We start from the raw sequence: 23294 nt of genomic DNA, 5'->3' as shown, positions 1-23294 counted from the left end.
CCTAGCGCACGATGGTCCCGGTGCGGCGAATTTTCTTCTGCAGCTGAAGGATGCCATAAAGCAGCGCCTCCGCCGTTGGCGGACAGCCAGGCACGTAGATGTCCACGGGCACGACCCGGTCGCATCCCCTGACGACGGAATAGCTGTAGTGGTAATAGCCGCCGCCATTGGCGCAGGACCCCATGGAGATCACGTAACGCGGCTCAGGCATCTGGTCGTAGACCTTGCGGAGCGCCGGGGCCATCTTGTTCGTCAACGTGCCCGCAACGATCATCACATCGGACTGACGCGGGCTGGCGCGCGGGGCGAAGCCGAACCGCTCGACATCATAGCGCGGCATCGAGGTATGCATCATCTCCACGGCGCAGCAGGCGAGGCCGAAGGTCATCCAGAAGAGCGAACCGGTGCGCGCCCAGTTCACAAGATCTTCCGCCGAGGTGAGCAGATACCCCTTGTCTGACAACTCGGTCGAGATATGTCCGGCGAGCACGTCCTTGTCCGCTCCGGCGCTCGCCGCGCCCGGCGCCATATGTTGCGCCGGCGTCGAAGCCGGAACGATGACGCCGCCACCGGCGGCGACGCTCTGCGCGTCCGGATGCGCGACCTCCGCGCCCTGCGGTCTCACGACCGCCCCGGTCGCAGGCTTGCCGCTCACTGCCATTCCAGCGCCCCTTTCTTCCATTCATAGGCGAACCCGACGGTCAAGACGCCGAGAAAGACAAGCATGGACCAGAACCCAAACACGCCGACATCCTGGAAGCTGGTCGCCCAAGGAAAGAGGAAGGCGACCTCCAGGTCGAAGATGATGAAGAGGATCGCCACCAGATAGAATCGCACGTCGAACTTCATGCGCGCATCATCGAAAGCGTTGAAACCGCATTCATAGGCGGAGATTTTCTCCGCGTCCGGCCGGCGCACCGCCAGAACCAGCGCCGCGAGCATCAGCACCAGCCCGAGCCCGACCGCAAGGCCGAGAAACACTAGAATCGGCAGGTATTCACGCAAGAGTTCGTCCATGATGAATCGTTCGCCTCCGACGCTATCTTGCAGTGCAGCGCATCCACGGCAGTGTCTACTCTCGCGAGGACGGGGGGTCAACAAAGCCACGGAGCGCCATCGCGACAATTCAAGCTTCCTCGCAGCCGACGGGGCGCCGCTGCAAAGGCCAGGCATCCGGCCCACTATTCGAACTGTCGGAGAGACGGGGCGATGGCGCGGTTGACGGGGCTCGAACCCGCGACCTCCGGCGTGACAGGCCGGCACTCTAACCAACTGAGCTACAACCGCTCGCCCCGCCCGACGGAAACATCCGCCGGAGGTGAGTGCCTATTAGAGAGCAGGCGCGGGCGCGTCAAGCGCCGACGGCGCGGATTCACCACGAAATCGCGCACGGCGCTGGCGGGCGGTGAGGGGCTCGCGCCACCGACATCTTCGGTTCAGACGAAGCGGACTACTCACAAACTACTGTAATCATTTGAAGGGAATAATTTGTATATAAAACCAAATGGGCGTTCTCTTAACCTGTTCCGGCCGACACAAGTTCAGTGAACCAGCGACCACCTCGTGTTTGGCCATGATCCGTCGATACGACGGTGGCTCGTACCAGAAAGCGTGAGTGAGGATCGCGCACAGAAAGGAGGGGTATGACAAGCGCGGTGACGTTCTCGCTCCGGTCGATCCATTCGCATCGGGCGCTCGAGCACCTGCATCTTGTTGAGCTTTGGGGTCGCCTTGAAGTCGAGGCTTTTGGTGACCGGAGATCTCGCCGCCTTGATGCCGCGCTACACCATGCGCCGCTCGCCGTCGCTCGGTTCCAGCCGCTAATCCCGCGGGTGAGGGTAGCGAGATTTGAGCGCCGCCATTGCGATCAGCATTGGTGGACAAGGAGGAAAATGGCCGTCGTCCTTCGGCCGCGCCTTCCAATTGGGCACCGTCCGCCCGCGAAATGCCTATCCCCCACCAAGGCCTGCGCCGGCAGCAAGCATGACCCAGACCTTCATTCGCATGATGATCGCTTTTTCAATTGCCCACGCCTCGATGATACCTCCCATCGTCGTCCCGGCGAGGCTCCCGGATATGCGCGTCGTATAGGCCTGAACCAGGCACCTGCTGCCGTCGACAAGCAGGTCTTGCTGTTCGGGGTGCTCAAGTCTCAGATGCACCACCACATCACCATTTCCACCGCGATCGGATGGCTGGATGAGCTTTCCGGTCGGCACGACCTGCCCCGTTGCGATCGAGTCCTGAATGCGCACGACCCGGGCGGGAAGGACTGAATTGGTCATTCCATTGTTGATGTTGCTCTGGCAAGCGACCTCGGCGGGCATGCCGACATGCAGAACCGAGCGATTGACCTGGGTGAATCCGGCGACGACCTCAGCCGGATCATCCTCCATCCGGTCCGGCACGATGACCATTGCGGGATTGAGGGCAACCTGCGCTGCACGGTCGCCAACATTCAGCGTCAATTGTTCGATCCGGCCTGCGACGGCTGCGCTGATCCGGGTCTTGTCCAGTTCGACCTGGGCCTGCTGGAGCGATGCCTTTGCGGTTCCGAGTTCCGCTGGCGCCAGTTTGTCCGCCTGCAGCTCGGCGGTGGCCAGCCGAGCCTGAGCCTCGGAAACGTCGGCGGCGCGCTCCTTTTGTTCGTCCTGCGCGCGAAGATAGCGATCCAGCGCAAAGGCCGGCGATTTCTCATCGCGCAGCTTTTGCTGGTTGGAGAGTTGGATGTTGGCCTCATCCAACTTCGCCTGTGCGGTAGAAACCGCGGCCTGGGCTTCCTGCAATTGCGATTTGGCCACGGCGACTTGCTGCTCGGCCTCGTCGACCACGCTACCTGCGACGGCGACGGCCGCAACCTCACTTGAATCTTCGACCGTAAAGAGCAAATCGCCTGGTTTGACCTGTTGGCCCGCCGACACATGCAGACTGGTGACGGTTCCGCCCTTCTCGGCCACGACAGGAACGATCCGGAACGGCACGATGCCGGAATCGCTGTCGGGGTGATAATACTCGATGGTGAAGACGAGGGCGAGAAACAGCAGAAACCAGACGAAGACGGCGCGATAGACGTTGTAGACCGTTATCGCTTTGCGGCGGAACCGAAGGTAGGCGATACGGATCAGAAGCGGGAAACTGGTCAGAATGAGTTCGATCATGTCAGCGCCCTCTACTCTCTGTCGTCCAGAGGACAATATCCCGTGTCAGGGCAGCGGCGATCAGCGACAACGGCAGAAGGAAATTGACGCCTTCGAGCGGCGGCAACAGGTCGTAGGCCAACCCGACTGACAGCATGGTCGGGACGGTCGTGCGCAGAGGGCTCGCTTCGCCCTTGCCTTCAGCATATCGGTCGAAGACCGCGTAGAGATAGATCACCAGAAAGACGATCAGAAGGAGCGTGATCAGCCCGTAGATCGCGAAGGAATCGCCTGTTCCGGGCGCCGTCCACGACAGCGGCGCCGGATCCAGAGTCGCGGCATGAGTCTCGGTGTTGTTCATGTTGGCTCCAATCGTGCGACTTCTACAAGACTAAGTGAGAATCGGATACCCTCACTCAAATAACTGAACCTGCTCAGTAATTCTTAATATACTCTGGGAAATTGAAAAAGCGCGAATCATCGCGGTTCGCATTTCTTCGACAGTGATCACTGCAGCAGACGACCCGGAGGAAGAGACTCGACTGCGTCTAGCGGGCCGCGGCAGGAGGTCAAAGGCGTTGTCAGCTTGAGGTGCGCACCTGAACGGAAGCCGAAGCCCGCGACCGCCAACTCAGTGAGACCGCACGCCCTCGCGGAAAGACAGTCAGCGACATTAGGGAATGCTACATCGCTCATCAGGGGCCAATTCGAAAGCGGCGACGATGGGATGGGCGGGAAAGGCAGTTCTCCCCCAATTCGGCGCGCTTCGACTCGACCCGATCACGGATTGGCGAGCGCAAACATCAACCGGATACGCCACACCGCCGCCGTGAAGAAGCTGACGGCCTGGCACCCAATTTCAGAAGTCAGCCAGTTCCTCGGTCATTCGAACACGCAGATCACCGAACAGGATTACGCTCGGCGCAAGCCTGAACACCTTGAGGATGCGGCTGAGGCTTTGGACCTGGGCAGATCCAGTGAACCGTGGAACGCTTCGCAGAATGTCAATAATATTCAAGTGGGCTTGGTGGGCGGTGACGGGTTCGAACCGCCGACATCTTCGGTGTAAACGAAGCGCTCTACCAGCTGAGCTAACCGCCCGGGAAACCGGACCGGGCGCTGCGCGCGCCCGTTCGCTCCCTTTAACGCATTCTCGCATTTTCGCAATCCCGTCCCCGCGACGGGGAGGGGAATCGGGGACGGCGCTATTCGCCTTCTCCTGGAGAGAATGATCCGGATTTACAGGAACCGATGAGTCGTGTCGGAAACCACGGATATACGACGATCAATCCAGTTCCGGCGCTGTACCCGATAGTCGCCATCGTATGCGGATCGCGCGGCGAAAGTGAACCGCCCCCGGCGCCGATTACGCGTCGGGGGCGGCGGTCTTTCAATGAGCGGCGACGCTACCGCCTTCCGAGGACGCGTCGTTCGTCGCCATCGCCGCGGCTTCGGCGACTTCGTCCCACTCGATCGGCTCGGGCGCGCGGGTGAGCGCGACCTTCAGAACCTCCGACACCGTCTCCGCCGGGATAATCTCCAGCCCGTTCTTAACGTTGTCAGGGATGTCGCGGAGATCTTTCACGTTGTCCTTCGGGATCAGCACGGTCGTCACACCACCACGCAGCGCGGCGAGCAACTTCTCCTTCAGGCCGCCGATCGGCAGCACGTTGCCGCGCAGAGTCACCTCGCCGGTCATCGCGACGTCGCGGCGCACCGGAATGCCGGTCAGCATCGAGACGATGGAGGTGACCATGCCGACACCGGCCGACGGACCGTCCTTCGGCGTCGCGCCCTCCGGCACGTGGACATGGATGTCCATTTTCTCGAACTCAGGCGGCTTCACGCCATAACTGACCGCCTGGCTGCGGACATAGGAGGACGCAGCGTCGATCGATTCCTTCATCACATCGCCAAGCTTGCCAGTAGTCTTCATCCGGCCCTTGCCCGGTAGTTTCAGCGCCTCTATCGACAGCAGATCGCCGCCAACCTCGGTCCAGGCCAGCCCGGTGACGACACCGACCTGATCCTCCTTCTCGGCGAGACCGAATTTGAAGCGTCTGACACCGAGCATGTCTTCGAGCATATCGGGCGTCACCACGACCTTGTCGTAAGTTCCCTTCACGATGTAGGTCACAGCTTTCCTGCAAAGCTTGGCGATCTCACGCTCGAGATTCCGCACGCCGGCCTCGCGGGTATAGGTGCGAACGATCTCGATCAACGCCTCGTCGGTCAGCGTGAACTCGCCCTTCTTCAGGCCGTGGCCCTTCATCTGCTTTTCGAGGAGATGTCGCTTGGCGATTTCCACCTTCTCGTCCTCGGTGTAACCGGCGAGCGGGATGACCTCCATCCGGTCCAGGAGCGGGCGCGGCATGTTGTAGGTGTTCGCCGTGGTCAGGAACATCACGTTCGAGAGATCGTATTCGACCTCCAGATAGTGGTCGACGAAGGTGGAGTTCTGCTCGGGGTCCAGAACCTCCAACATCGCGGAGGCGGGATCGCCTCGGAAATCCTGTCCCATCTTGTCGATCTCGTCGAGAAGGATAAGCGGGTTGGTCGTCTTGGCCTTCTTCATCGACTGGATGATCTTGCCGGGCATCGAGCCGATATAGGTCCGCCGATGGCCACGAATCTCCGCCTCGTCCCGGACGCCGCCGAGCGAGATGCGGATGAACTCGCGCCCGGTCGCCCGCGCGACCGACTTGCCGAGCGACGTCTTGCCGACGCCAGGCGGGCCGACGAGGCAAAGGATCGGGCCCTTCAGCTTGGCGGAGCGTTGCTGGACGGCGAGATACTCGATCATCCGCTCCTTCACCTTCTCGAGGCCGTAATGATCGTCATCGAGGATCTTCTCAGCCCTGGCGAGGTCCTTCTTGACCCGGCTTTTCTTCCCCCACGGGATCGAAAGCATCCAGTCGAGATAGTTCCGCACCACGGTCGCCTCGGCCGACATCGGGCTCATCTGCTTGAGCTTTTTCAGCTCGGCCATGGCCTTTTCGTGGGCTTCCTTCGAGAGCTTGGTCGCCTCGATCCGCTCCAGATACTCGCTTGCGTCGTCGCGCCCATCCTCGCCATCGCCCAACTCGCGCTGAATGGCCTTCATCTGCTCATTCAGGTAGTATTCGCGCTGCGTCTTCTCCATCTGGGACTTGACGCGGGTCTTGATCTTGCGCTCGACCTGCAGCACCGAGATCTCGCCCTGCATCAGCCCGTAGATCCGCTCCAGCCGCTTGGCGACATCGGTGATCTCGAGCAACGCCTGTTTCTCGGAGAGCTTCACGCCGAGATGCCCGGCGATCGTGTCGGCGAGCTTCGCCGGCTCCTCGATCTGGCCGACGGTGCTTACCGCCTCCTGCGGCACGTTCTTGTTCAGCTTGACGTATTTCTCGAACTCGGCGGCGATGTTGCGGCTAAGCGCGTCGACCGCGTCCTGGTCGCCGATACTCTCCTCCAGCACACTCGCCTTCGCTTCGAAATACTCCTCGCGCTCGGTGAACTCCTCGATACGGGCGCGCGCCTTGCCTTCGACCAGCACCTTCACGGTGCCATCGGGAAGTTTCAGAAGCTGAAGCACATTTGCGACCGACCCGATTTCGTAAATCTCGTCAGCGCCGGGTTCGTCCTCCGAAGGGTCTCGCTGCGAGGCGAGGAGAATCGACCTGTCATCCTTCATCACGGCTTCGAGCGCCCGCACGGATTTTTCGCGGCCGACGAAAAGCGGAACGATCATATGCGGAAAGACGACAATGTCGCGAAGCGGCAAAACGGGAAGCGTCGTCACCGCGGTCTTCGGTTCGGTCATGAAACTGCTCTTTCGTTACGGCGAGCTTGCGTGACCCGCAGGCGGCGTCGTGCAAGCTCCCTCATTATCAGGGTCGCTTTAGAAATGGACCGTGCCGGCGTGGATTTCAAGCGAAGCGCAGGCGCTCAGACCACCGCGAAAGCCTGTCAGGATGCGCTCGCCGACGCGTCCCCGCGCTTTTTCTCCGCGTAGATCATGAGGGGGTGCGCGCCCTTGTCGATCACCTCTTCGTTCACCACGACCTCGGCCACGCCGTCAAGCGCGGGAAGATCGAACATGGTGTCGAGAAGCACGTTCTCCAGGATCGAACGCAGTCCCCTCGCGCCGGTCTTGCGCTCGATCGCCTTGCGCGCGACGGCGGCCAGCGCCTCATCGGTGAAGGTCAGCTTCGAACTCTCCATCTCGAACAACCGCTGATACTGCTTCACCAGCGCATTCTTCGGCTTGGACAGAATGGTGACGAGCGCCTCTTCGTCCAGATCTTCGAGTGTCGCGATCACCGGCAGGCGGCCGACGAATTCCGGGATCAGGCCAAACTTCAACAGATCCTCGGGCTCCAGTTCGGTCAGAAGCTCGCCGGTCTTGCGGTCCTCGGAAATCTTAACGTCGGCGCCGAATCCCATGGCGGAGCCCCTGCCCCGCTGCGCGATGATCTTGTCGAGCCCGGCGAAGGCGCCGCCGCAGATGAAAAGAATATTCGTGGTGTCGACTTGCAGGAACTCCTGCTGCGGATGCTTGCGTCCGCCCTGCGGCGGCACGGAGGCCACGGTGCCCTCCATGATCTTCAGCAGCGCCTGCTGGACGCCCTCGCCCGACACGTCCCGCGTGATCGAGGGGTTGTCCGACTTGCGGCTGATCTTGTCGACTTCGTCGATATAGACGATGCCGCGCTGCGCGCGCTCGACATTGTAGTCGGCGCTCTGCAACAGCTTGAGGATGATGTTCTCGACATCCTCGCCGACATAGCCGGCTTCGGTCAGCGTCGTCGCGTCCGCCATGGTGAACGGCACATCGAGAATCCGCGCAAGCGTCTGCGCCAGCAGCGTCTTGCCGCAGCCCGTGGGGCCAATCAGCAGGATGTTCGATTTCGCCAGTTCGACATCGCCCGATTTCGCCGAATGATTGAGGCGCTTGTAATGGTTGTGGACGGCGACGGAGAGAACCCGCTTCGCCCGGCTCTGACCAATCACATAATCGTCCAGAACCTCGCAGATATCCTGCGGCGTCGGCACGCCGTCGGCGGATTTCACGAGGCCCGACTTGGTCTCTTCACGGATGATGTCCATGCAGAGCTCGACACATTCATCGCAGATGAAGACGGTCGGCCCAGCGATCAGCTTCCTGACCTCATGCTGGCTCTTGCCGCAGAAGGAACAGTACAGCGTGTTCTTGGACTCGGTCCCTCCGGATTTGCTCATTCGGCTCTCCCGGCCCCGAATATCGGGGCGTCAGATCGTATCCGCCGGGACTTTGCGAAAGATCGCGTCAATGATCGCATCGTCGAATCCCGTATGTCTCATGTTGTGCATGGTCCTGAAACCCGAAGCAAGGGCGTGGACCATGCGCATTGTCACGTTCCGTCTGCGCAGCGGCGCCTCGCCGGACGGGGTCGCCCCGGCTCGGCTCAGGCCTTGGCGTCCGGCGCGTCGCGCTGATCGACGATCTGGTCCACCAGCCCCCAGTCCTTCGCCTTTTCCGCCGTCATGAAATTATCGCGATCCAGCGCCTTTTCGACGGTCGCGTAGTCTTGGCCGCAGTGCTTCACGTAGATGTTGTTGAGCCGCTCTTTCAGCTCCAGGACCTCCTTGGCGTGGATCTGGATGTCGGAAGCCTGACCCTGAAAGCCGCCGGAGGGCTGATGAACCATGATCCGGCTGTTCGGCAGGGTGAAGCGCATGTCTTTCTCCCCGGCCGCAAGCAGGAGCGAGCCCATCGACGCCGCCTGCCCGACGCAGAGCGTCGAAACCTTCGGGCGGATATATTGCATCGTATCGTAGATCGAGAGCCCGGAGGTCACCACCCCGCCCGGACTGTTGATATACATCGAAATTTCCTTTTTCGGATTCTCCGCTTCAAGGAAAAGAAGCTGCGCGACGATCAGCGTCGACATTCCGTCGTGAACCGGGCCAGAGACGAAGATGATCCGCTCCTTCAGGAGCCGCGAAAAGATATCGTAGGCCCGTTCGCCGCGGGCGGTCTGCTCGACCACCATCGGGACGAGGGTGTTCATGTAGGTCTCGATCGGGTCGTTCATCGGGGGGCCTTTCGATGGATCTCGCCCCCTGTCTTATGGGCTCGCATCCGGCGCTTCAAGAAGCCGGCCACGGGATCGCTCAAACTTGCGGAATATTCACGCAAGAACCGGCCCCGTCACCCTCGCGCCAGGAGGGGGACAGGTCTATTCATCCGGCGCGCGAATCCGCGCGCCGGGGCCGCGCCGCGGCGCCGTCAGCTTTCGACGATATCGCCCTTCATGCCGCCAAGCACGGCGAGAAGCTCGCTCTGCTCCTGCTCGGGCACGTTGAACTGATCGAGCGCGGCGACAAGATCGCCGACGAGCGCGTTGAAGGCTTCATCGGTCACACCCATGCCGTCATGAACCGACTTCATGTCGCCGCCCTTGTAGACGCAGGGACCACCCGACGCCTCGCAAATCTGATCCACGAGCATCGCCTTCAGACGCGGGATGTCGGCGCCGGCAAAATATTGATTGATGCGCGCGTCCGCCGCGACGTTGGCGACGAACTGGTCGACCACAGCGGTGATCGCCGGCTTCTCGCCGAGTCGCTGATAGAGCGAGGGCGAAGCAGCCTCCGGCTCCATCATCATGTCTTTGTCACATGCTGTGAGCAGCAGCGCCGCCGCGAGCACGCCGCCCGCGAGCGCCGGCTTCATCCAAAAGCCCCGTTGTGTCGCAATCCGCATCATCTGTCCTTCCCTGGCGATAACAAGCTTGGTGGCAGCGGCCGGAGCGGCCGCGATAGCATTTCGAAGAGTAGCACGGAAAAGTTTCATTGTGGGCGCGGAATTCGCCAGAAAAGCGAAATCCCCGCGCGCCTTATCGCGGCGCGCGGGGACTGGGACAGGGCAGCGCGGCCGTCGGCAGCGGCTTACTCGTCGTCGAGCGCCTCGATCGCCGCCTCAAGCTCGGCCTTGGTGACCTCTTTCTCTGTCACATCGGCAAGCTCGACGATATAATCGACAACCTTGTCCTCGAAGATCGGCGCGCGCATCTGCTGCAGCATCTGCGGGTTCTGCCGGACATAATCGAAGAACGCCTTTTCCTGCCCCGGCATCTGCTGGGCCTGGCGGAAGATCGCCTGATTGAGCTCACCCTCGCTGACCTCGATTTCGGCCTTCTTGCCGACCTCCGCGAGGAGAAGCCCGAGACGAACACGCCGCTCGGCGATAGTCTTGTGCTCGTCGGTCGGTTCGATCTCCGGGTGATCGTGACCCTTGTGGTCGGGGTTTTCCTCATGCCAGAGTTGATGGGCGATGGCGTTCGCCTCCGCCGTCACCAACCCCTCGGGCAGCTCGAAACTCACCGCATCGTCCAGCGCGTCCAGAAGCTCCCGCTTCAGAAGCTGGCGCGCGGCGCCCTTGTATTCGGCCTCAAGCCGTTCCTTCATCTGGGCCCGGAGCGCGGCGAGATCATCCAGCCCGAATTTCTTCGCCATCTCGTCGTTGATCTCGGCCGGAGCCGGCGCCGCGACCTCCTTGATCTTGCACTCGAAGACCGCCGGTTTTCCCGCCAGCGCCTCAACGCCATATTCCGCCGGGAAGGTGACCTCGACGGCTTTTTCCTCGCCGGCTACGACGCCGGCCAGCTGCTCCTCGAAGCCGGGGATGAACTGGCCGGAGCCCAGCACCAACGGATAATCCTCCGCAGCGCCGCCCTCGAACGGCTCGCCATCGACCTTGCCGAGAAAATCGAACGTGACCTGGTCGCCATCCTCGGCCTTCGCGCCCTCTTCACGCGGGCTGAAGCTCTGCGACTGCTCCGCGAGCTTCGCCACCGCCTCGTCGACTTCCGCATCGCCAACGGTCGCGATCAACCGCGTCAACTTGATCTCGCCGAACTCCGCATCCGGCACATCTGGGAGGCGCTCATACTTGACGGTGACGTTCAGATCGTCGCCCTCGTCGAACCGCTCGTTGGTGATGGAGACTTCAGGCTGCTGCGAAGGCGTGTCGCCAGAGCTGTCGAAATGCGATCGCATCGCTTCGTTCACAGCCTCGTCCACCACTTCGCCCATCAGGTTCTTGCCGAACATCTTTTTCAGCAGCGGCTTGGGCGCCTTGCCCTTGCGGAAGCCTTTCATCTGGAAATCGGCGCGCACGGCGTCGATCTTGGCGTCCATCTTCTCCGCCAGGTCGGAGGCGGCCAGGGTCATCGCGTATTCGCGCTTCAGGCCTTCGGCCAACGTTTCGGTCACCTGCATTTCGTCCTCATCATCTCGTACGACATGGGGCGGCGCGGAAAGTGGTGCGGGCGGAGGGACTTGAACCCCCACGCCTTGCGGCACGAGAACCTAAATCTCGCGTGTCTGCCAGTTCCACCACGCCCGCCCGCCGATGCGGCGCAGCAACCGGCGGAGCGCCGGGCCGCAACGCCGCCTCTGAAAATCCGGCGCTTCCATAACAGAGGGATTTCGGCGGCGCGAGGACAAAATGCGCCGGAACGGGCGTTCCCGCCCAGCGATCCGCAAATCCGCCGCTTCGACGCTATGGCGACGCGATGAGCAGATCTGAAGTCGAAGAGAGACGGCGTCCATGCCCGCGGCCGCCCACGCCTCTCCGAGCAGGGGCGGCGGCCGGAAGCCGCCGGCCGCGTAACCGCCGGCGCCAGCGCCATGACCGGGTTCACCGACAACCTGCTGCGTGACTGACGACTGCGAAACCTGACGCTGAGCGTAGAATATCGTGGAAATTGCACCGTCCCTGCATTCCGCGCGACGCCAATCCCTGCGACGGGCGCGACGCAACATTGGCAGGCATGACGCGAACCGATTCACCCGGACACGAAACCGTGGCGCCCGACATGGCGTCTTCTCTCGGGCGAACCGCGCCTTGGCCGGAACACATTGAGTTCCAGCCGGCGTCTGGCAGCCCGAGTCAAGGTCTTCGGGAGCGAAGGTCAGGCAAAAAAAGGCACCCTCTCTGCTCCTTCGCCCACGGAGCATTCCGGAGTCACGACCCGCTGACAGCAACGCCGCGAACCGCTTCCGGCGCAGATCGATGTTGCGAATCTCACTAATGGGCGTTCTAGTGAGATTATAAGTCTCAATAATGAAGGGAGGTTCGCCATGAGCGGGCCAAGCGCCGGCTCCGACGCCGAAGGCCACGCCAGACCGGGCGGTGGCGAATGGAGTTGACCGACAGCCAGGAAAACCGCATTCGCGGCGTCACTCATTGGCTCGACATGCCGGCGTTGATCGTCGGCAAGGCGGCGGCCTGGCTGATTGTGCCGATGGTCGGCGCGCTCGTTTACGAGGTCGTGTCCCGCTTCGGCTTCAACCAGCCGACCATGTGGGCCTATGACGCCACCTTCATGCTCTACGGGGCGCTCTTCATGCTCGGCGCCGCCTATACGCTTGGGCAGGATAGCCACGTCCGCGCCGATTTTCTGTTCAACGTCCTGTCGCCGCGCTGGCAGGGGACGATCGATGCGGTCTTCATCGTCTTCCTTTTCTTTCCAGCGATGTATTTCTTCACGATGGCGACGTTCGACTACGCGCTGACGTCATGGCAGCGCGGCGAGCGGATCCCGACCAGCCCGATGATGCCGATCATCTATCCGCTCAAGACGGTCATGCCGGTGACCGGAGCGCTGCTTCTCATTCAGGGACTCTCGGAATTGATAAAGAGCGGCTACACCATTGTCACCAACCGCCATTTCCGCGCCAGAGATGAAAGCCTGAAGGCATGAGCGAACCCGTCCTTGGGCTCATCTCGCTCGGCCTCGTCTTCATCGGAATCCTCACCGGTTATCCGATGGCCTTCACCTTCATCTTCATCTCGCTTGTCTTCGGCTGGCTCGGCATGGGCGATCGCGTCATCTCGCTGATGCAGTACCAGTTCTTCTCGTTGATGCGAAACACCACGCTGGCGGCGATCCCACTCTTCCTGTTCATGGGGTTCATCCTGGAGCAATCCGGGCTGATGGAACGCATGTTCAAGGCGCTGCGGCTGTTGCTCGGCCGGGTGCGCGGCTCGCTCTATGTGGTGGTGCTGATCGTCGCGACGGTTTTCGCCGCGGCGACAGGCATCGTCGGCGCCTCGGTCACCGTCCTCGGGGTGATGGCGGCGCCGATCATGGAGAAATCGGGCTACAACATCCGCCTCTCGGCCGGCGCCATCGCCGCCGGCGGTACGCTCGGCATCCTGATTCCACCCTCGATCCTGCTCATCGTCATGGGCCCGGTCGTCGGCGTGCCGGTCTCGGACCTCTTCACCGCGGCGATCATTCCAGGCGTGCTGCTGGCGGTGATCTATATCCTGTACACGCTGATCCGGAGCTATATGAACCCGGCGCTCGGTCCAGCGCTGAGCGATGCGGAGATTGCCGAGACCAACATCGGCGGCAAGCTGCTGGAATTGCTCCTCGGCGTCATTCCCGTGGTGATCGTCATCGCCTTTACGCTCGGCGTCATCATTGCGGGTATCGCGACGCCGACCGACGCCGCCGCCAGCGGCGCGCTCGCCTCGCTGGTGCTGGCGCTGCTCTACCGGAAGATGACCTGGGCGGCGTTCAAGCACTGCGTCTACAGCACGCTCACCATGTCGGCGATGATCATGTTCCTGCTCGGCGCGGCGAATTTCTTCGGCGCAGTCTTTTCACGCCTCGGCAGCGGCAATCTGCTGACGGAGTACCTCCTCAGCCTGCCTTTCTCGCCAACGGTGATGTTGCTCATCATCCTGGCGATCGTCTTCGTTCTCGGCTCGCCGTTGGAATGGATACCGATCGTCCTTGTCATCGTGCCGATTTTCCTGCCGACCATGGTGGAGATGGGGTACGATCCGCTCTGGTTCTCCATCCTGGTGGCGGTGACGCTGCAGACCTCGTGGCTGACCCCGCCGATGGCGCTATCCGCCTATTTCCTCAAGGGCGTCGTCCCGCAATGGAAGATGGGCGACATCTATCTGGGAATGACCCATTTTGTGGCGCTGCAACTGATGGTGGTGCTGCTTCTGGTGCTGTTCCCGGACATCGTCCTGTGGCTGCCCCGGGTGCTTGGCTAAGCAGGGGGCGGCACGCAGCGGCGGGCATACATGACTGAAAACAAGAACGGAGGAGGAAAGATCATGAGACATCCGATCAGGACGGCGGCGGGCGGCGCGTTTGCAGCCGCGCTGGCGCTTACAGCGGGGGCGACCCTCGCACAGGACAAGTTCCAGATGAACATCCAGACGGCGGTGCCGAACTCCAGCCTCTATTTCAAGCTGGTGCAGGATTTCGCCGACCAGGCCGCGGCGATGTCCGGCGGTCGCCTCGAAATCAAGGTGCTTCCCGACGGGGCCGAGGTCGCCGCCTTCGAAATTCTCGACGCGGTCGGCAATTGCGTCGTGGAGGCGGGCTACGCCTGGCCGCATTACTGGTCAGGCAAGAACCCGTCCTACGTTCTGTTCTCCAACGTGCCGGCCAGCACCGGCATGGACCAGCAGAGCCTGATGTCCTGGTATTACAATGGCGAAGGGAAGGAGCTCTACCGCGAACTGACGCAGGACATCATGGGCATCGGCGTCGTTCCGTTCTTGATGCAACCGATGGGCCCGGACCCGCTGGGTTGGTTCTCCAAGCCATTCAAGAACATGGATGAATTCCGCTCCATCAAGTACCGCTCGCCGCCGGGCATCGCCGGCAAGACCTATAACAAGATGGGGGTCCCGGCCGTCGCCATGCCCGGGGGCGAAATCGTGCCCTCCGCGCAGCGCGGCACGATCGACGCGGCGGAATGGATCGGGCCGGCCGACGACCGCAATCTCGGCCTCAGCAAGATCTGGAAATACTACTACCTGCAGGGCCTGCATCAGCAAACGGATGTGGGTGAGTTGATGATCTGCAAGGATTTCTGGGATGGCCTTCCGGCCGATCTGCAGGCCATCATCGAGACCGCGATCATCGCCAACGCCCAGACCACACAATCGGCGAATCTTTACGAGAACGCGCTGGCGGTGAAGGAGTACGAAAAGGAAGGCATTGAGATGCTCGACACGCCGGACGAGTATTACCAGCTCTTCATCGACGCGCAGAACGAGGTCGTTCAGGAATACATCAATGACGACGAGTTCTTCGCGAAGGTCTACAAATCGCAGGCCGACTTCGCAGAGCTCGTCTATCCGTACCACTCCCGCGTCCAGAAGCTCTATGGCGCGGTCGTGAACGGCGCCGAGAAAGTGCGCGAAGCCAACAAGTGATCGGAGAGAGGCCCGCGCCCCGGCGACGCGGGCCTCTCCACGCCGGGGAGCGGCGGTCCTAGCTGACCAGCTCGGCCAGTTCCCGCGCGGCGGCGTGAAGGAGGGAAAGATGCGTCTCGACCTCGGTGAACGCCACGCGCTGAACCGGAGCATGGAAAGAGAGGGTCGACATCAGACGACCTTCCTTGTCCTTCACCGGAACCGCGGCGGCGACCATGCCCTCCATGAACTCCTCGTTGTCGAGCGCATGACCCCGCCGCCGGATCAGCATCAGTTCGGCCATAAGCGCGTCGGCCTCGATCAGGCTCCGTCTGGTGCGCGCGGCGCGCTTGGAAGAGGCGAGATAGCCGCGCAGATGCCGATCCGAGAGGGTCGACAGGAACATCTTTCCGCTCGCGGTGCAGTAGAGCGGCACGCGCGCGCCGACTTGAAGCTGGATCCTCAGCGGCCACGCCGTCTCCACCCTATCGATATAGAGCATCGCATCGCGGTCGGGCGCGGCGATATTGCAGGTCTCGCCGATCTCCCGCGCCAGCCGTGTCAGGATCGCGAAGCGCGCGGCGCGCAGGCGCTCTCCCGACAGCACCCCCGCGGCCATGCGCCGGAGGCGCCTGCCCGGCGTATAACGCCGTCCGTCGATATCCCGGCGGATGAACCCGCCCTCCTCAAGCGTCGCGAAAAGCCTGTGAATCGTGGGCTTCGGCAGGCCGAGCGTCTGATTGACCTCAGTCGGAGTGACCGGCCCGGGAGCGCGGACGATCTCCTCCGCGACCAGCAGCAGCCGCAGGTTCGTGGGGATGTTGCCGCCCGTTTCCGCGCTTTCTTTCATGGCGCTCCCGCCCGGCTCTTCGATGCTCCGCGTCGCGTCGGCCTCCGGGCGAGGCCAATTTCTCCGCCGCAGTGCATCCACCGTCATATTGCCGATAATTGAAACTTGAAGTCTCAGTTATGACCACACTATTACGGTCCAGGCAAGCTGGAGAGCGATGTGGCGGATATCGAAGCGGACTACGTCATCGTTGGGGCGGGCTCTGCCGGCTGCGTGGTCGCGAACCGTCTCAGCGCCGACCCTTCTGTCAGGGTCGCGCTGCTGGAGGCGGGAGGGCCTGACCGGAGCCCGTGGATCCATATCCCGGTCGGCTATTTCAAGACGATGAACAACCCCGCCTTCGACTGGCGCTACAGAACAGAGCCGGACCCCGGTCTTAACGGCCGTCAACTCGACTGGCCGCGCGGCAAGGTGCTGGGCGGCTCCTCATCGCTCAACGGCCTGCTCTATGTTCGCGGCCAGCCGGAGGATTACGACCGTTGGGCGCAAATGGGCGCGCGCGGATGGGCGTGGCCGGAGGTGCTGCCGCTGTTCAAGCGGGCCGAGGATCAGGAGCGCGGCGCCGACGAGCATCACGGCGCCGGCGGCCCGCTCTCCGTCAGCGACCCGCGGATTTCTCGCGCGATCTGCGACGAATGGGTCGCGGCCGCGCAGGCGGCCGGCCACAAGTTCAACCCGGACTGCAATGGGGAGACGCAGGAAGGGGTCGGCTATTTCCAGCTCACCGTGCGGAACGGACGGCGCTGCAGCGCCGCCACGGCCTACCTGCGCCCCGCGCGCGGGCGTGAGAACCTGCGCATCGTCACACGCGCACAGGCCGAGAAAGTCGAGATAGAGGACGGCCGCGCCACCGCCGTCGTCTGGCGCGACGCGGGCGGGCGGCTCCACCGGGCGCGGGCGCACGCCGAGGTGATCCTCGCCAGCGGCGCGATCGGCTCGCCGCAGCTTCTGATGCTCTCGGGCGTCGGCGAAGGCGCGCACCTTCAGGAACACGGGATTCCCGTGATCCGCGATTGTGCGGATGTCGGCAGGAACCTCCAGGACCATCTGCAGGCGCGGCTGGTCCTGAAATGCAATTCGCCAACGCTCAACGACGAGGTGCGGAGCCTCGCCAACAAGGCGCGCATCGCCCTTCGATACGCCCTCTTCCGATCGGGTCCGATGACGATGGCGGCCAGCCTCGCTTTCGGTTTTCTGAAAACAGCGGATCACCTCGCCACACCCGACATCCAGTTCCACATCCAGCCGTGGTCAGCCGACAGCCCCGGCGAGGGCGTGCATCCCTTCTCCGCCTTCACCGTCTCCGTCTGTCAGCTGCGGCCCGAAAGCCGTGGCGAGATCCGTCTCAGGTCGCCCTCAGCGACGGCGCACCCCACGATCCGGCCGAACTACCTGGCGACCGAAACCGACCGCCGCACCATCGTCGCGGGAATCCGGATGGCGCGGGATATCGCCAGAGAGGCGCCGCTCAAGGCGCACATCTCGGAGGAATTCCGCCCGGGCGCGGCGGTCGAAAGCGACGCCGCCCTTCTCGACTGGGCGCGAAACAGCGCGACCACGATCTACCATCCCGCAGGCACCTGCCGCATGGGCTCGGACGAAGGGGCCGTGACCGACGCGCGACTCCGCGTGCGGGGCGTGACGGGACTGCGCGTCGCCGACTGCTCGATCATGCCGGAGATCGTCTCCGGCAACACCAACGCGCCGGCCATAATGATCGGGGAAAAAGTCAGCGACATGCTCGTCGAGGACCGCCGCGCCGGCGCAGCCCGGCGCTGAGCCTCTGCGAGGCATGCAACACGGCTCGGAAACTCTCTGATAGGGCCCCGGCGGGCTTCGCGCATCTCCCGGCGCAAGGACGGCAAATTCTCTGTCCATTAGACGTCACTGATGCCCACTGAGGCGCGGGAACTATTTAGAGAACGCCCGCATCCGGTCGGCGCTGTTTGCACCTGATCTCGGCGACAAATATCTGGCCGAACCTGTTGCGCCAAGGCTGGATGGTCGCGTGGCCCACTCAGCCGGTTGCGGCTCACTGCGGAGGCAACGGCAGAGGCCTTTGCTCGTCGCCTTGCAATCGGCGGTACATATCCAGAAGCGTGGACCGGGAGCGGACCATTAATGCGACATGGAAATAGTCTTGCGAAAGCGCAGCAGAGCGCAGGTGAAGAACACCAATCCAATCCCGGCGACCATGAGAATCTGGGGCCAAACCACGGAGAGACCAGCGCCGCGATATAGCACCGCCTGCGAGAATTTGACGAAGTGAGTGGTCGGCGAAGCCTGCATTATGGATTGTAGGGTCTCGGGCATGCTTTCCAGTGGCGTCACGCCGCCGGAAAGCAGGTTCAGCACGAGAAAGACGGGGATCGACAGGAGTCCGAATTGCGGCATGGTCGTGGCGACCGTCGACAGCATGACGCCGAGCGAAGCGACCGCGAACAGATAGACGCCGGCGCCGAACGCGAAGAGCCCGATAGACCCGCTGATCAGCACGCCCAGCAGGCCCTGCACCACGAGGTGGAGCGACAGGACCGACGCCAGAACGATCACCGCGCCATTGGCCCAGACCTTGGCGGCCATGATCTCGCCCGGCGTCACCGGCATGACCAGCAGATGTTCGAGGGTGCCATGCTCACGCTCGCGAATAACGGCGGCGCCTGAGAGGATGATCGCCAGGATCGTCACGTTGCTGACGATCTGCATCACCGCCATGAACCAGCTCGAATCGAGGTTCGGGTTGAACCTCGCGCGCGTGACGAGCGTCGCCGGCAACTCGACCTCAGTCTCCGAGCGGCTCAGGAATTTGATAAGCTCGGTCTGAACGATGTACTGGATGTATCTTGCTCCATTGCCGGCAAGCGTCATCGCGGTCGCATCAACCTGAAGTTGCACCGTCGGGGAGTTTCCGGCCTGAACGTCAGCCTGGAAATTGGGCGGTATATCGAGCACGAAAGAGTAGCGCCCTTCGTCCATCGCCGGGTCGACCTCATTGAGGCCGATCAGCGCCGCGGGCTGAAAATAGGGTTGCAGGAAGGCGCCGCGAATGCGCTCCGAAAGAGCCGACCGGTCTTCGTCCACGACCGCGATCGCCGCATTTTTCACTTCAGTCTGCACGCCATGCGCCACCGAATAAATCGCGACGGTGAACGTATAGACGATCAGTAGCAGCAGCACCGGATCACGCGCGAGGCTGTAAAGTTCCTTGACGCCAAGGCGCAGGATGTTGCTCGCTGAACGCATCGCTCACGCCTCCTGCTTGACGAGAAGGGTGTTGGCGACAGTCAGAAACAGGAGGCAGAACCCGGCGAGTATGACGTGGTTCAAGTAGAGATCGCCTATGGCGAGACCCTTGTTGAAGACGCCTGCGCTGATCTGCTGAAAGTAGAGCGGCGGGAAGGCCTCGCCGATCAGGCGGGAGCCGCTTTCCAAAGTCGCCACGGGATACATCATCCCAGAGAAGTTGATGGTCGGGATCATCACTATGATCGCGCTCGCAAAAATCGCCGCGATCTGGGACCTGACAAATGTCGAGACCACGAGACCGAAGGCCGTGGCGGCCGCCGTGTAGAGCAGCGCGCCGAGCACGAGCGCCAGCAGACCGCTTTCGATCCTCAGTCCGAACACCGTCATCATGATCGCAACGAGGCTCGCGAAGCTCAACATCCCGACGCCGATATAGGGCAATTGCTTGCCGAGCAGGAACTCGATCTTTCTCACCGGAGCGGCGTAGAGGTTGGTGATGGAGCCCATCTCTTTCTCACGCACCACCCCGAGAGCCGTCAGCATCGTCGGGATCATGATCAACAGCATCATCAGAACGCCGGGCGGGATCGCATACGCCGATTTGAATGCCTGGTTGTAGCGAAACCTGGGCTCGATGCTCGCTGGGTAGAGAGAGAGCGCGTCGCCGGTTTCGGTGACGCCGAACTCGGTCAGAAAAGAGAGGAAAGCGCCCTGGACGTAACCACGGCCGGTTTCGGCCCGCGTGGTGTTGGAGCCGTCGAGCCAGACGGAAACATCAGGCGAACGCCCGGCCAGAAGATCCCGACCGAAATCTGGCGGGATGATCACGGCGAGGCTGAATTCGCCTGCGACCATCCGTCTGTCAAGATCGGCCAGATTGACGATCTCGGGCTGTTCGCTGAAGTAGCGTGAACCGGACAACTGCCGCAGAAACGTCCGGCTTTCCTGCGTGCGGTCCCGATCCAACGCGGCGAATGTCAGTTTTTCGACATCAAACGAAATTCCATATCCCATCGCCAGCATCATCACGACGGGCCCAAGCAGGGCGAAAAGCAGCCTGATCGGATCTCGGACGAGTTCAATGGATTCCCGCCGCGCGAAGGCCCAGACGAGGTTGGGCGAAATCCACCTGTACGTACGGGATGGCGTAATGTCGCCTGGCGCGTCATCGGGCGCCGTGGCTTCAGCCTCAGTCTGACGCGCGCCCTCCCCCGCCGCTTCTGCAAGATATTCGATGAAGGCCTCTTCGAGGGTTTCGGCGCCGCGTGCAGCCTGCAACTCCGTCGGCTGACCGGCGGCGAGGACCTTTCCGGCATGCATCAGCGAGATGCGGTCGCAGCGCTCCGCCTCGTTCATGAAATGGGTCGAGATGAAGATCGTGACGCCGTCTTCGCGCGAAATTTCGATCAACAACTCCCAAAAACCGTCACGCGCGATCGGGTCGACGCCGCTGGTCGGCTCGTCAAGGATCAGCATCTCGGGTTTGTGCAGAACGGCGACGGCGAGTTGCAGCCGCTGGCGCAGTCCGAGCGCGAGGCTGCCGGGCCGCGCGTTCGCCACTCCCGCCAGATCGAAGCGCGACATCAGATCCTCGATCCGTCGCTCCCGCTCCGAGCGGGGCATCTGGAAGAGATCGGCGTGCAGATCGAGGTTCTGGCGCACCGTCAGTTCGGAATAGAGCGAGAACGATTGCGACATGTAGCCAACTCGTCGGCGTATTCGCAGATCGCCGCTCTCGACTGTTTCGCCAAAGAGCTTCGCGTCGCCCTCCGATGGCTTCAACAGGCCGGTCAGCATTTTCATGACTGTGGTCTTGCCGCAGCCGTTGGACCCGAGAAAACCGAAGATCTCGCCGCGTTCGATGCGGAAGCTCACGTTGTCCACGGCGGTGAAGTCGCCGAACCGCATGCTCAGCCCGTCGGCTTCGATCGCTGGAGGGCCTTCGGAAGCCTGGCGAGGCGGCAGCATGATCTGATGATGCCCTTTACGCCGTTCTTCCGGCAGAAGGGTCACGAAGGCGTCCTCAAGCGTCGCCCCGCCTGTCCTGGCCTTCAGATCATCCGGCGACCCGGTGGCGAGAATCCGACCGTCATCCATCGCAACCAGTTCTTCGAAGCCTTCCGCCTCCGACATGTAGGCCGTTGCTGTGATGACGGTCATCCCCGGGCGCCGCTTCCGGATCTGGGCGATAAGCTCCCAGAACTGCTTGCGAGACAAGGGATCGACGCCGGTTGTCGGCTCGTCGAGGATCAGGAGGTCCGGATCGTGGATCAGCGAGCAACACAGGGAGAGTTTCTGCTTCATGCCTCCCGACAGCTTGCCGGCCGGGCGGTCTGGAAACGGCTCAAGCCCCGTGCTCCGCAGGAGCTCGGCTATGCGCCCCTTCCGCTCCGCCGCTGACTGCCCGAACAGGCGCCCGAAGAAGTCGATATTCTCGTAGACCGAGAGCGTCGGATAGAGATTCCGGCCCAATCCTTGCGGCATATAGGCGATGCGGTCGCAGACCGCCGCCCGATGCGCGGCGTCGCTCATGTCGCCATTCAGGGCGCGCACGTCTCCAGACTGGACGCGCCGAACGCCCGCGACAAGCCCCAGCAGCGTCGATTTGCCGACCCCGTCCGGTCCGATCAGCCCGATCATCCGCCCTTCCTTCGCGGAGATCGAAACGTCGTCGAGCGCCGTTGTCGCGCCGTAACGATGTGTTACGCCGGTCAGGCTCGCGGCAAAGCCGGGATCAATCGGCATCGGGCAGGCGCACCGCGAGCTCGACAGGCCAGTCGACCATCGGGTCGACCCGCACATAGGCCATGCCTGGCACGCCCGTTTTTATGATCTCCTGATAATCGCGCAGCACGTCTTCCGGAATCTTGACCTTGACCCGGAACAACAGCTTCTCGCGCTCGCTTTCCGTCTCGACATATTTTGGCGTGAACTGCGCCTCGCTCGCGACGAAGGAGACCGAGGCCGGGACGACATATTCCGGGGCCGCGTCGAAAATCAGTCGCGCCTCGGCCCCGTAACGCAAGCGTCCGGCGGCGCTCGTGGGCAGGTAGACCGTCATATAGACATCGGTGAGGTCGAGCAGCGTCACGACCAGCCCGCCGGCCGCAAGCACTTCGCCCGGCTCGGCGAGGCGATACTGAACGCGTCCCGATCTTGGCGCCTTCAGCTCGTACTCGACCAGATCGGCGCGAAGACGATCGACCGTGGCCTCGTTCGCTTCGATAGAGGCTTGCGCCCGTGCAATCCCGGCCTCGGCCGAAGCGACGGCGGCGTTTGCGGTCGCCACTTCCGACCGGCGCAGATCCAGCTTCTCCGTCGTCTCGTAGCCGCGCGCGTTCAGCGTTTCCGTTCGCGCAAGTTCCTGCTCGGCGAATCTCAGTTCGCTCCGCCTTTGAGCCAGGAGCGCCTTCGCCTCGATCAACGCGTGCTCAGCCTGTCGAACGCCCGCCTTGGCTTCGCGAATCTGAGCGGCGATCTCCTTGGAATCCATTCGCGCAATGATCTGACCCGCTTCGGCGAGGCCGCCTTCGGCGACCAGGATCTCCTGCAGCCGTCCGGCGAACTTGCTGGCGACATCGATCCGCTGCGCCTCGGTTCGCCCGTTCGAGCTGACGATTCCGTCGGGGAGAGGGTTGGACCGGCTGTCGAGCCAGCACCACGCGCCCCCGCCGATCACAGCGACCAGCGCGCCGGCAAGCATCCATCTTCTCATCGACATGATTTCTCCTGTCACGATCCGGCTGATTCAGGCGGCGCTATCGTTGTTGTCGTCGAGCGTCACTTTCACATCCTCATCGGCGTCGGTTCTTTCGCAGCCATCGGCCTGGCTACCCAAACCGCCCCGAGCGCGACTCGAGCC

17 protein-coding genes and 3 tRNA genes are annotated in these 23294 nt (G+C 62.5%); 4 read left to right on the top strand and 16 right to left on the bottom strand.

Annotated elements, in window-relative coordinates:
* Nucleotide 1 precedes the first annotated feature (1 nt).
* From G5B40_RS01520 to G5B40_RS01460, 12 genes are all read right to left on the bottom strand, one after another.
* Entirely contained in the window at nt 2-529 is a 528-nt protein-coding gene (locus G5B40_RS01520) for a NuoB/complex I 20 kDa subunit family protein (protein ID WP_165103113.1), read from the bottom strand.
* A 122-nt stretch (nt 530-651) separates the two neighbouring features.
* Nucleotides 652-1017, bottom strand: coding sequence for an NADH-quinone oxidoreductase subunit A (locus G5B40_RS01515; protein WP_165094165.1), 366 nt, complete (start codon nt 1015-1017; stop codon nt 652-654).
* Between the two features lie 193 nt (nt 1018-1210).
* Nucleotides 1211-1287: transfer RNA gene (locus G5B40_RS01510), tRNA-Asp, on the bottom strand.
* Nucleotides 1288-1949: 662 nt separating this feature from the next.
* Nucleotides 1950-3158, bottom strand: a complete 1209-nt coding sequence (locus G5B40_RS01500; RefSeq protein ID WP_165094162.1) for an HlyD family secretion protein — start codon at nt 3156-3158, stop codon at nt 1950-1952.
* A gap of 1 nt (nt 3159) precedes the next feature.
* On the bottom strand, nt 3160-3498 hold the full coding sequence (locus tag G5B40_RS01495) for a hypothetical protein (protein WP_165094160.1): 339 nt from the start codon (nt 3496-3498) through the stop codon (nt 3160-3162).
* Between the two features lie 664 nt (nt 3499-4162).
* A tRNA-Val gene (locus tag G5B40_RS01490) sits at nt 4163-4238 on the bottom strand.
* 289 nt (nt 4239-4527) lie between these two features.
* Entirely contained in the window at nt 4528-6939 is a 2412-nt protein-coding gene (gene lon / locus G5B40_RS01485) for an endopeptidase La (RefSeq protein ID WP_165094157.1), read from the bottom strand.
* 146 nt (nt 6940-7085) lie between these two features.
* Nucleotides 7086-8357 carry an ATP-dependent Clp protease ATP-binding subunit ClpX gene (gene clpX, locus G5B40_RS01480; protein ID WP_165094155.1) on the bottom strand — a complete coding sequence of 424 codons (1272 nt, stop codon included), beginning with the start codon at nt 8355-8357 and terminating at the stop codon, nt 7086-7088.
* Nucleotides 8358-8563: 206 nt separating this feature from the next.
* Nucleotides 8564-9193 carry an ATP-dependent Clp protease proteolytic subunit gene (locus G5B40_RS01475; protein ID WP_165094152.1) on the bottom strand — a complete coding sequence of 210 codons (630 nt, stop codon included), beginning with the start codon at nt 9191-9193 and terminating at the stop codon, nt 8564-8566.
* A gap of 194 nt (nt 9194-9387) precedes the next feature.
* Nucleotides 9388-9834, bottom strand: a complete 447-nt coding sequence (locus G5B40_RS01470; protein ID WP_165094150.1) for a group I truncated hemoglobin — start codon at nt 9832-9834, stop codon at nt 9388-9390.
* 215 nt (nt 9835-10049) lie between these two features.
* Nucleotides 10050-11381 carry a trigger factor gene (gene tig, locus G5B40_RS01465; RefSeq protein ID WP_165094147.1) on the bottom strand — a complete coding sequence of 444 codons (1332 nt, stop codon included), beginning with the start codon at nt 11379-11381 and terminating at the stop codon, nt 10050-10052.
* Between the two features lie 42 nt (nt 11382-11423).
* Nucleotides 11424-11508 (bottom strand) — tRNA-Leu (locus tag G5B40_RS01460).
* A gap of 796 nt (nt 11509-12304) precedes the next feature.
* On the opposite strand from G5B40_RS01460, the gene G5B40_RS01455 reads away from it, so the two are divergent.
* The 3 genes from G5B40_RS01455 (at nt 12305) to G5B40_RS01445 (ending at nt 15357) form a co-directional block, all read left to right on the top strand.
* The gene (locus G5B40_RS01455; protein ID WP_165094145.1) at nt 12305-12868 is read left to right on the top strand and encodes a TRAP transporter small permease subunit; all 564 of its coding nucleotides are present in this window, start codon (nt 12305-12307) and stop codon (nt 12866-12868) included.
* Nucleotides 12865-14181, top strand: coding sequence for a TRAP transporter large permease (locus G5B40_RS01450; RefSeq protein WP_165094142.1), 1317 nt, complete (start codon nt 12865-12867; stop codon nt 14179-14181). The genes G5B40_RS01455 and G5B40_RS01450 overlap by 4 nt, the downstream gene beginning before the upstream one ends.
* Before the next feature lie 63 nt (nt 14182-14244).
* Entirely contained in the window at nt 14245-15357 is a 1113-nt protein-coding gene (locus G5B40_RS01445; protein ID WP_165094140.1) for a TRAP transporter substrate-binding protein, read from the top strand.
* A gap of 58 nt (nt 15358-15415) precedes the next feature.
* Here G5B40_RS01445 and G5B40_RS01440 read toward each other — a convergent pair whose 3' ends face one another.
* Nucleotides 15416-16186: an IclR family transcriptional regulator gene (locus tag G5B40_RS01440; protein ID WP_165094137.1), complete on the bottom strand. Its 771-nt coding sequence runs from the start codon at nt 16184-16186 to the stop codon at nt 15416-15418.
* A 159-nt stretch (nt 16187-16345) separates the two neighbouring features.
* Between G5B40_RS01440 and G5B40_RS01435 the strand changes: the two genes are divergently transcribed.
* Nucleotides 16346-17965 (top strand): GMC family oxidoreductase, encoded by a 1620-nt coding sequence (locus G5B40_RS01435; protein ID WP_165094135.1) that lies wholly within the window; start codon nt 16346-16348, stop codon nt 17963-17965.
* Nucleotides 17966-18304: 339 nt separating this feature from the next.
* On the opposite strand, the gene G5B40_RS01430 is transcribed toward G5B40_RS01435, so the two are convergent.
* The 3 genes from G5B40_RS01430 to G5B40_RS01420 are packed head-to-tail and all read right to left on the bottom strand — an operon-like array spanning nt 18305 to nt 23153.
* On the bottom strand, nt 18305-19429 hold the full coding sequence (locus G5B40_RS01430; protein ID WP_165094132.1) for an ABC transporter permease: 1125 nt from the start codon (nt 19427-19429) through the stop codon (nt 18305-18307).
* A gap of 3 nt (nt 19430-19432) precedes the next feature.
* Nucleotides 19433-22177, bottom strand: coding sequence for a ribosome-associated ATPase/putative transporter RbbA (rbbA, locus tag G5B40_RS01425; RefSeq protein ID WP_165094129.1), 2745 nt, complete (start codon nt 22175-22177; stop codon nt 19433-19435).
* Nucleotides 22167-23153, bottom strand: coding sequence for an HlyD family secretion protein (locus tag G5B40_RS01420; protein ID WP_165094126.1), 987 nt, complete (start codon nt 23151-23153; stop codon nt 22167-22169). The genes rbbA and G5B40_RS01420 overlap by 11 nt, the downstream gene beginning before the upstream one ends.
* Between the last annotated feature and the right edge of the window lie 141 nt (nt 23154-23294).

The organism is Pikeienuella piscinae (assembly GCF_011044155.1).
GTDB lineage: Bacteria > Pseudomonadota > Alphaproteobacteria > Rhodobacterales > Rhodobacteraceae > Pikeienuella > Pikeienuella piscinae.
This window is presented reverse-complemented; position numbering and strand designations above follow the sequence as displayed.

Coding starts and splice junctions, on each gene's coding strand:
- G5B40_RS01520 (WP_165103113.1), bottom strand. CDS start 529: ATGGCGCCGGGCGCGGCGAGCGCCGGAGCGGACAAGGACGTGCTCGCC.
- G5B40_RS01515 (WP_165094165.1), bottom strand. CDS start 1,017: ATGGACGAACTCTTGCGTGAATACCTGCCGATTCTAGTGTTTCTCGGC.
- G5B40_RS01500 (WP_165094162.1), bottom strand. CDS start 3,158: ATGATCGAACTCATTCTGACCAGTTTCCCGCTTCTGATCCGTATCGCC.
- G5B40_RS01495 (WP_165094160.1), bottom strand. CDS start 3,498: ATGAACAACACCGAGACTCATGCCGCGACTCTGGATCCGGCGCCGCTG.
- lon (WP_165094157.1), bottom strand. CDS start 6,939: ATGACCGAACCGAAGACCGCGGTGACGACGCTTCCCGTTTTGCCGCTT.
- clpX (WP_165094155.1), bottom strand. CDS start 8,357: ATGAGCAAATCCGGAGGGACCGAGTCCAAGAACACGCTGTACTGTTCC.
- G5B40_RS01475 (WP_165094152.1), bottom strand. CDS start 9,193: ATGAACGACCCGATCGAGACCTACATGAACACCCTCGTCCCGATGGTG.
- G5B40_RS01470 (WP_165094150.1), bottom strand. CDS start 9,834: ATGAAGCCGGCGCTCGCGGGCGGCGTGCTCGCGGCGGCGCTGCTGCTC.
- tig (WP_165094147.1), bottom strand. CDS start 11,381: ATGCAGGTGACCGAAACGTTGGCCGAAGGCCTGAAGCGCGAATACGCG.
- G5B40_RS01455 (WP_165094145.1), top strand. CDS start 12,305: ATGGAGTTGACCGACAGCCAGGAAAACCGCATTCGCGGCGTCACTCAT.
- G5B40_RS01450 (WP_165094142.1), top strand. CDS start 12,865: ATGAGCGAACCCGTCCTTGGGCTCATCTCGCTCGGCCTCGTCTTCATC.
- G5B40_RS01445 (WP_165094140.1), top strand. CDS start 14,245: ATGAGACATCCGATCAGGACGGCGGCGGGCGGCGCGTTTGCAGCCGCG.
- G5B40_RS01440 (WP_165094137.1), bottom strand. CDS start 16,186: ATGAAAGAAAGCGCGGAAACGGGCGGCAACATCCCCACGAACCTGCGG.
- G5B40_RS01430 (WP_165094132.1), bottom strand. CDS start 19,429: ATGCGTTCAGCGAGCAACATCCTGCGCCTTGGCGTCAAGGAACTTTAC.
- rbbA (WP_165094129.1), bottom strand. CDS start 22,177: ATGCCGATTGATCCCGGCTTTGCCGCGAGCCTGACCGGCGTAACACAT.
- G5B40_RS01420 (WP_165094126.1), bottom strand. CDS start 23,153: ATGTCGATGAGAAGATGGATGCTTGCCGGCGCGCTGGTCGCTGTGATC.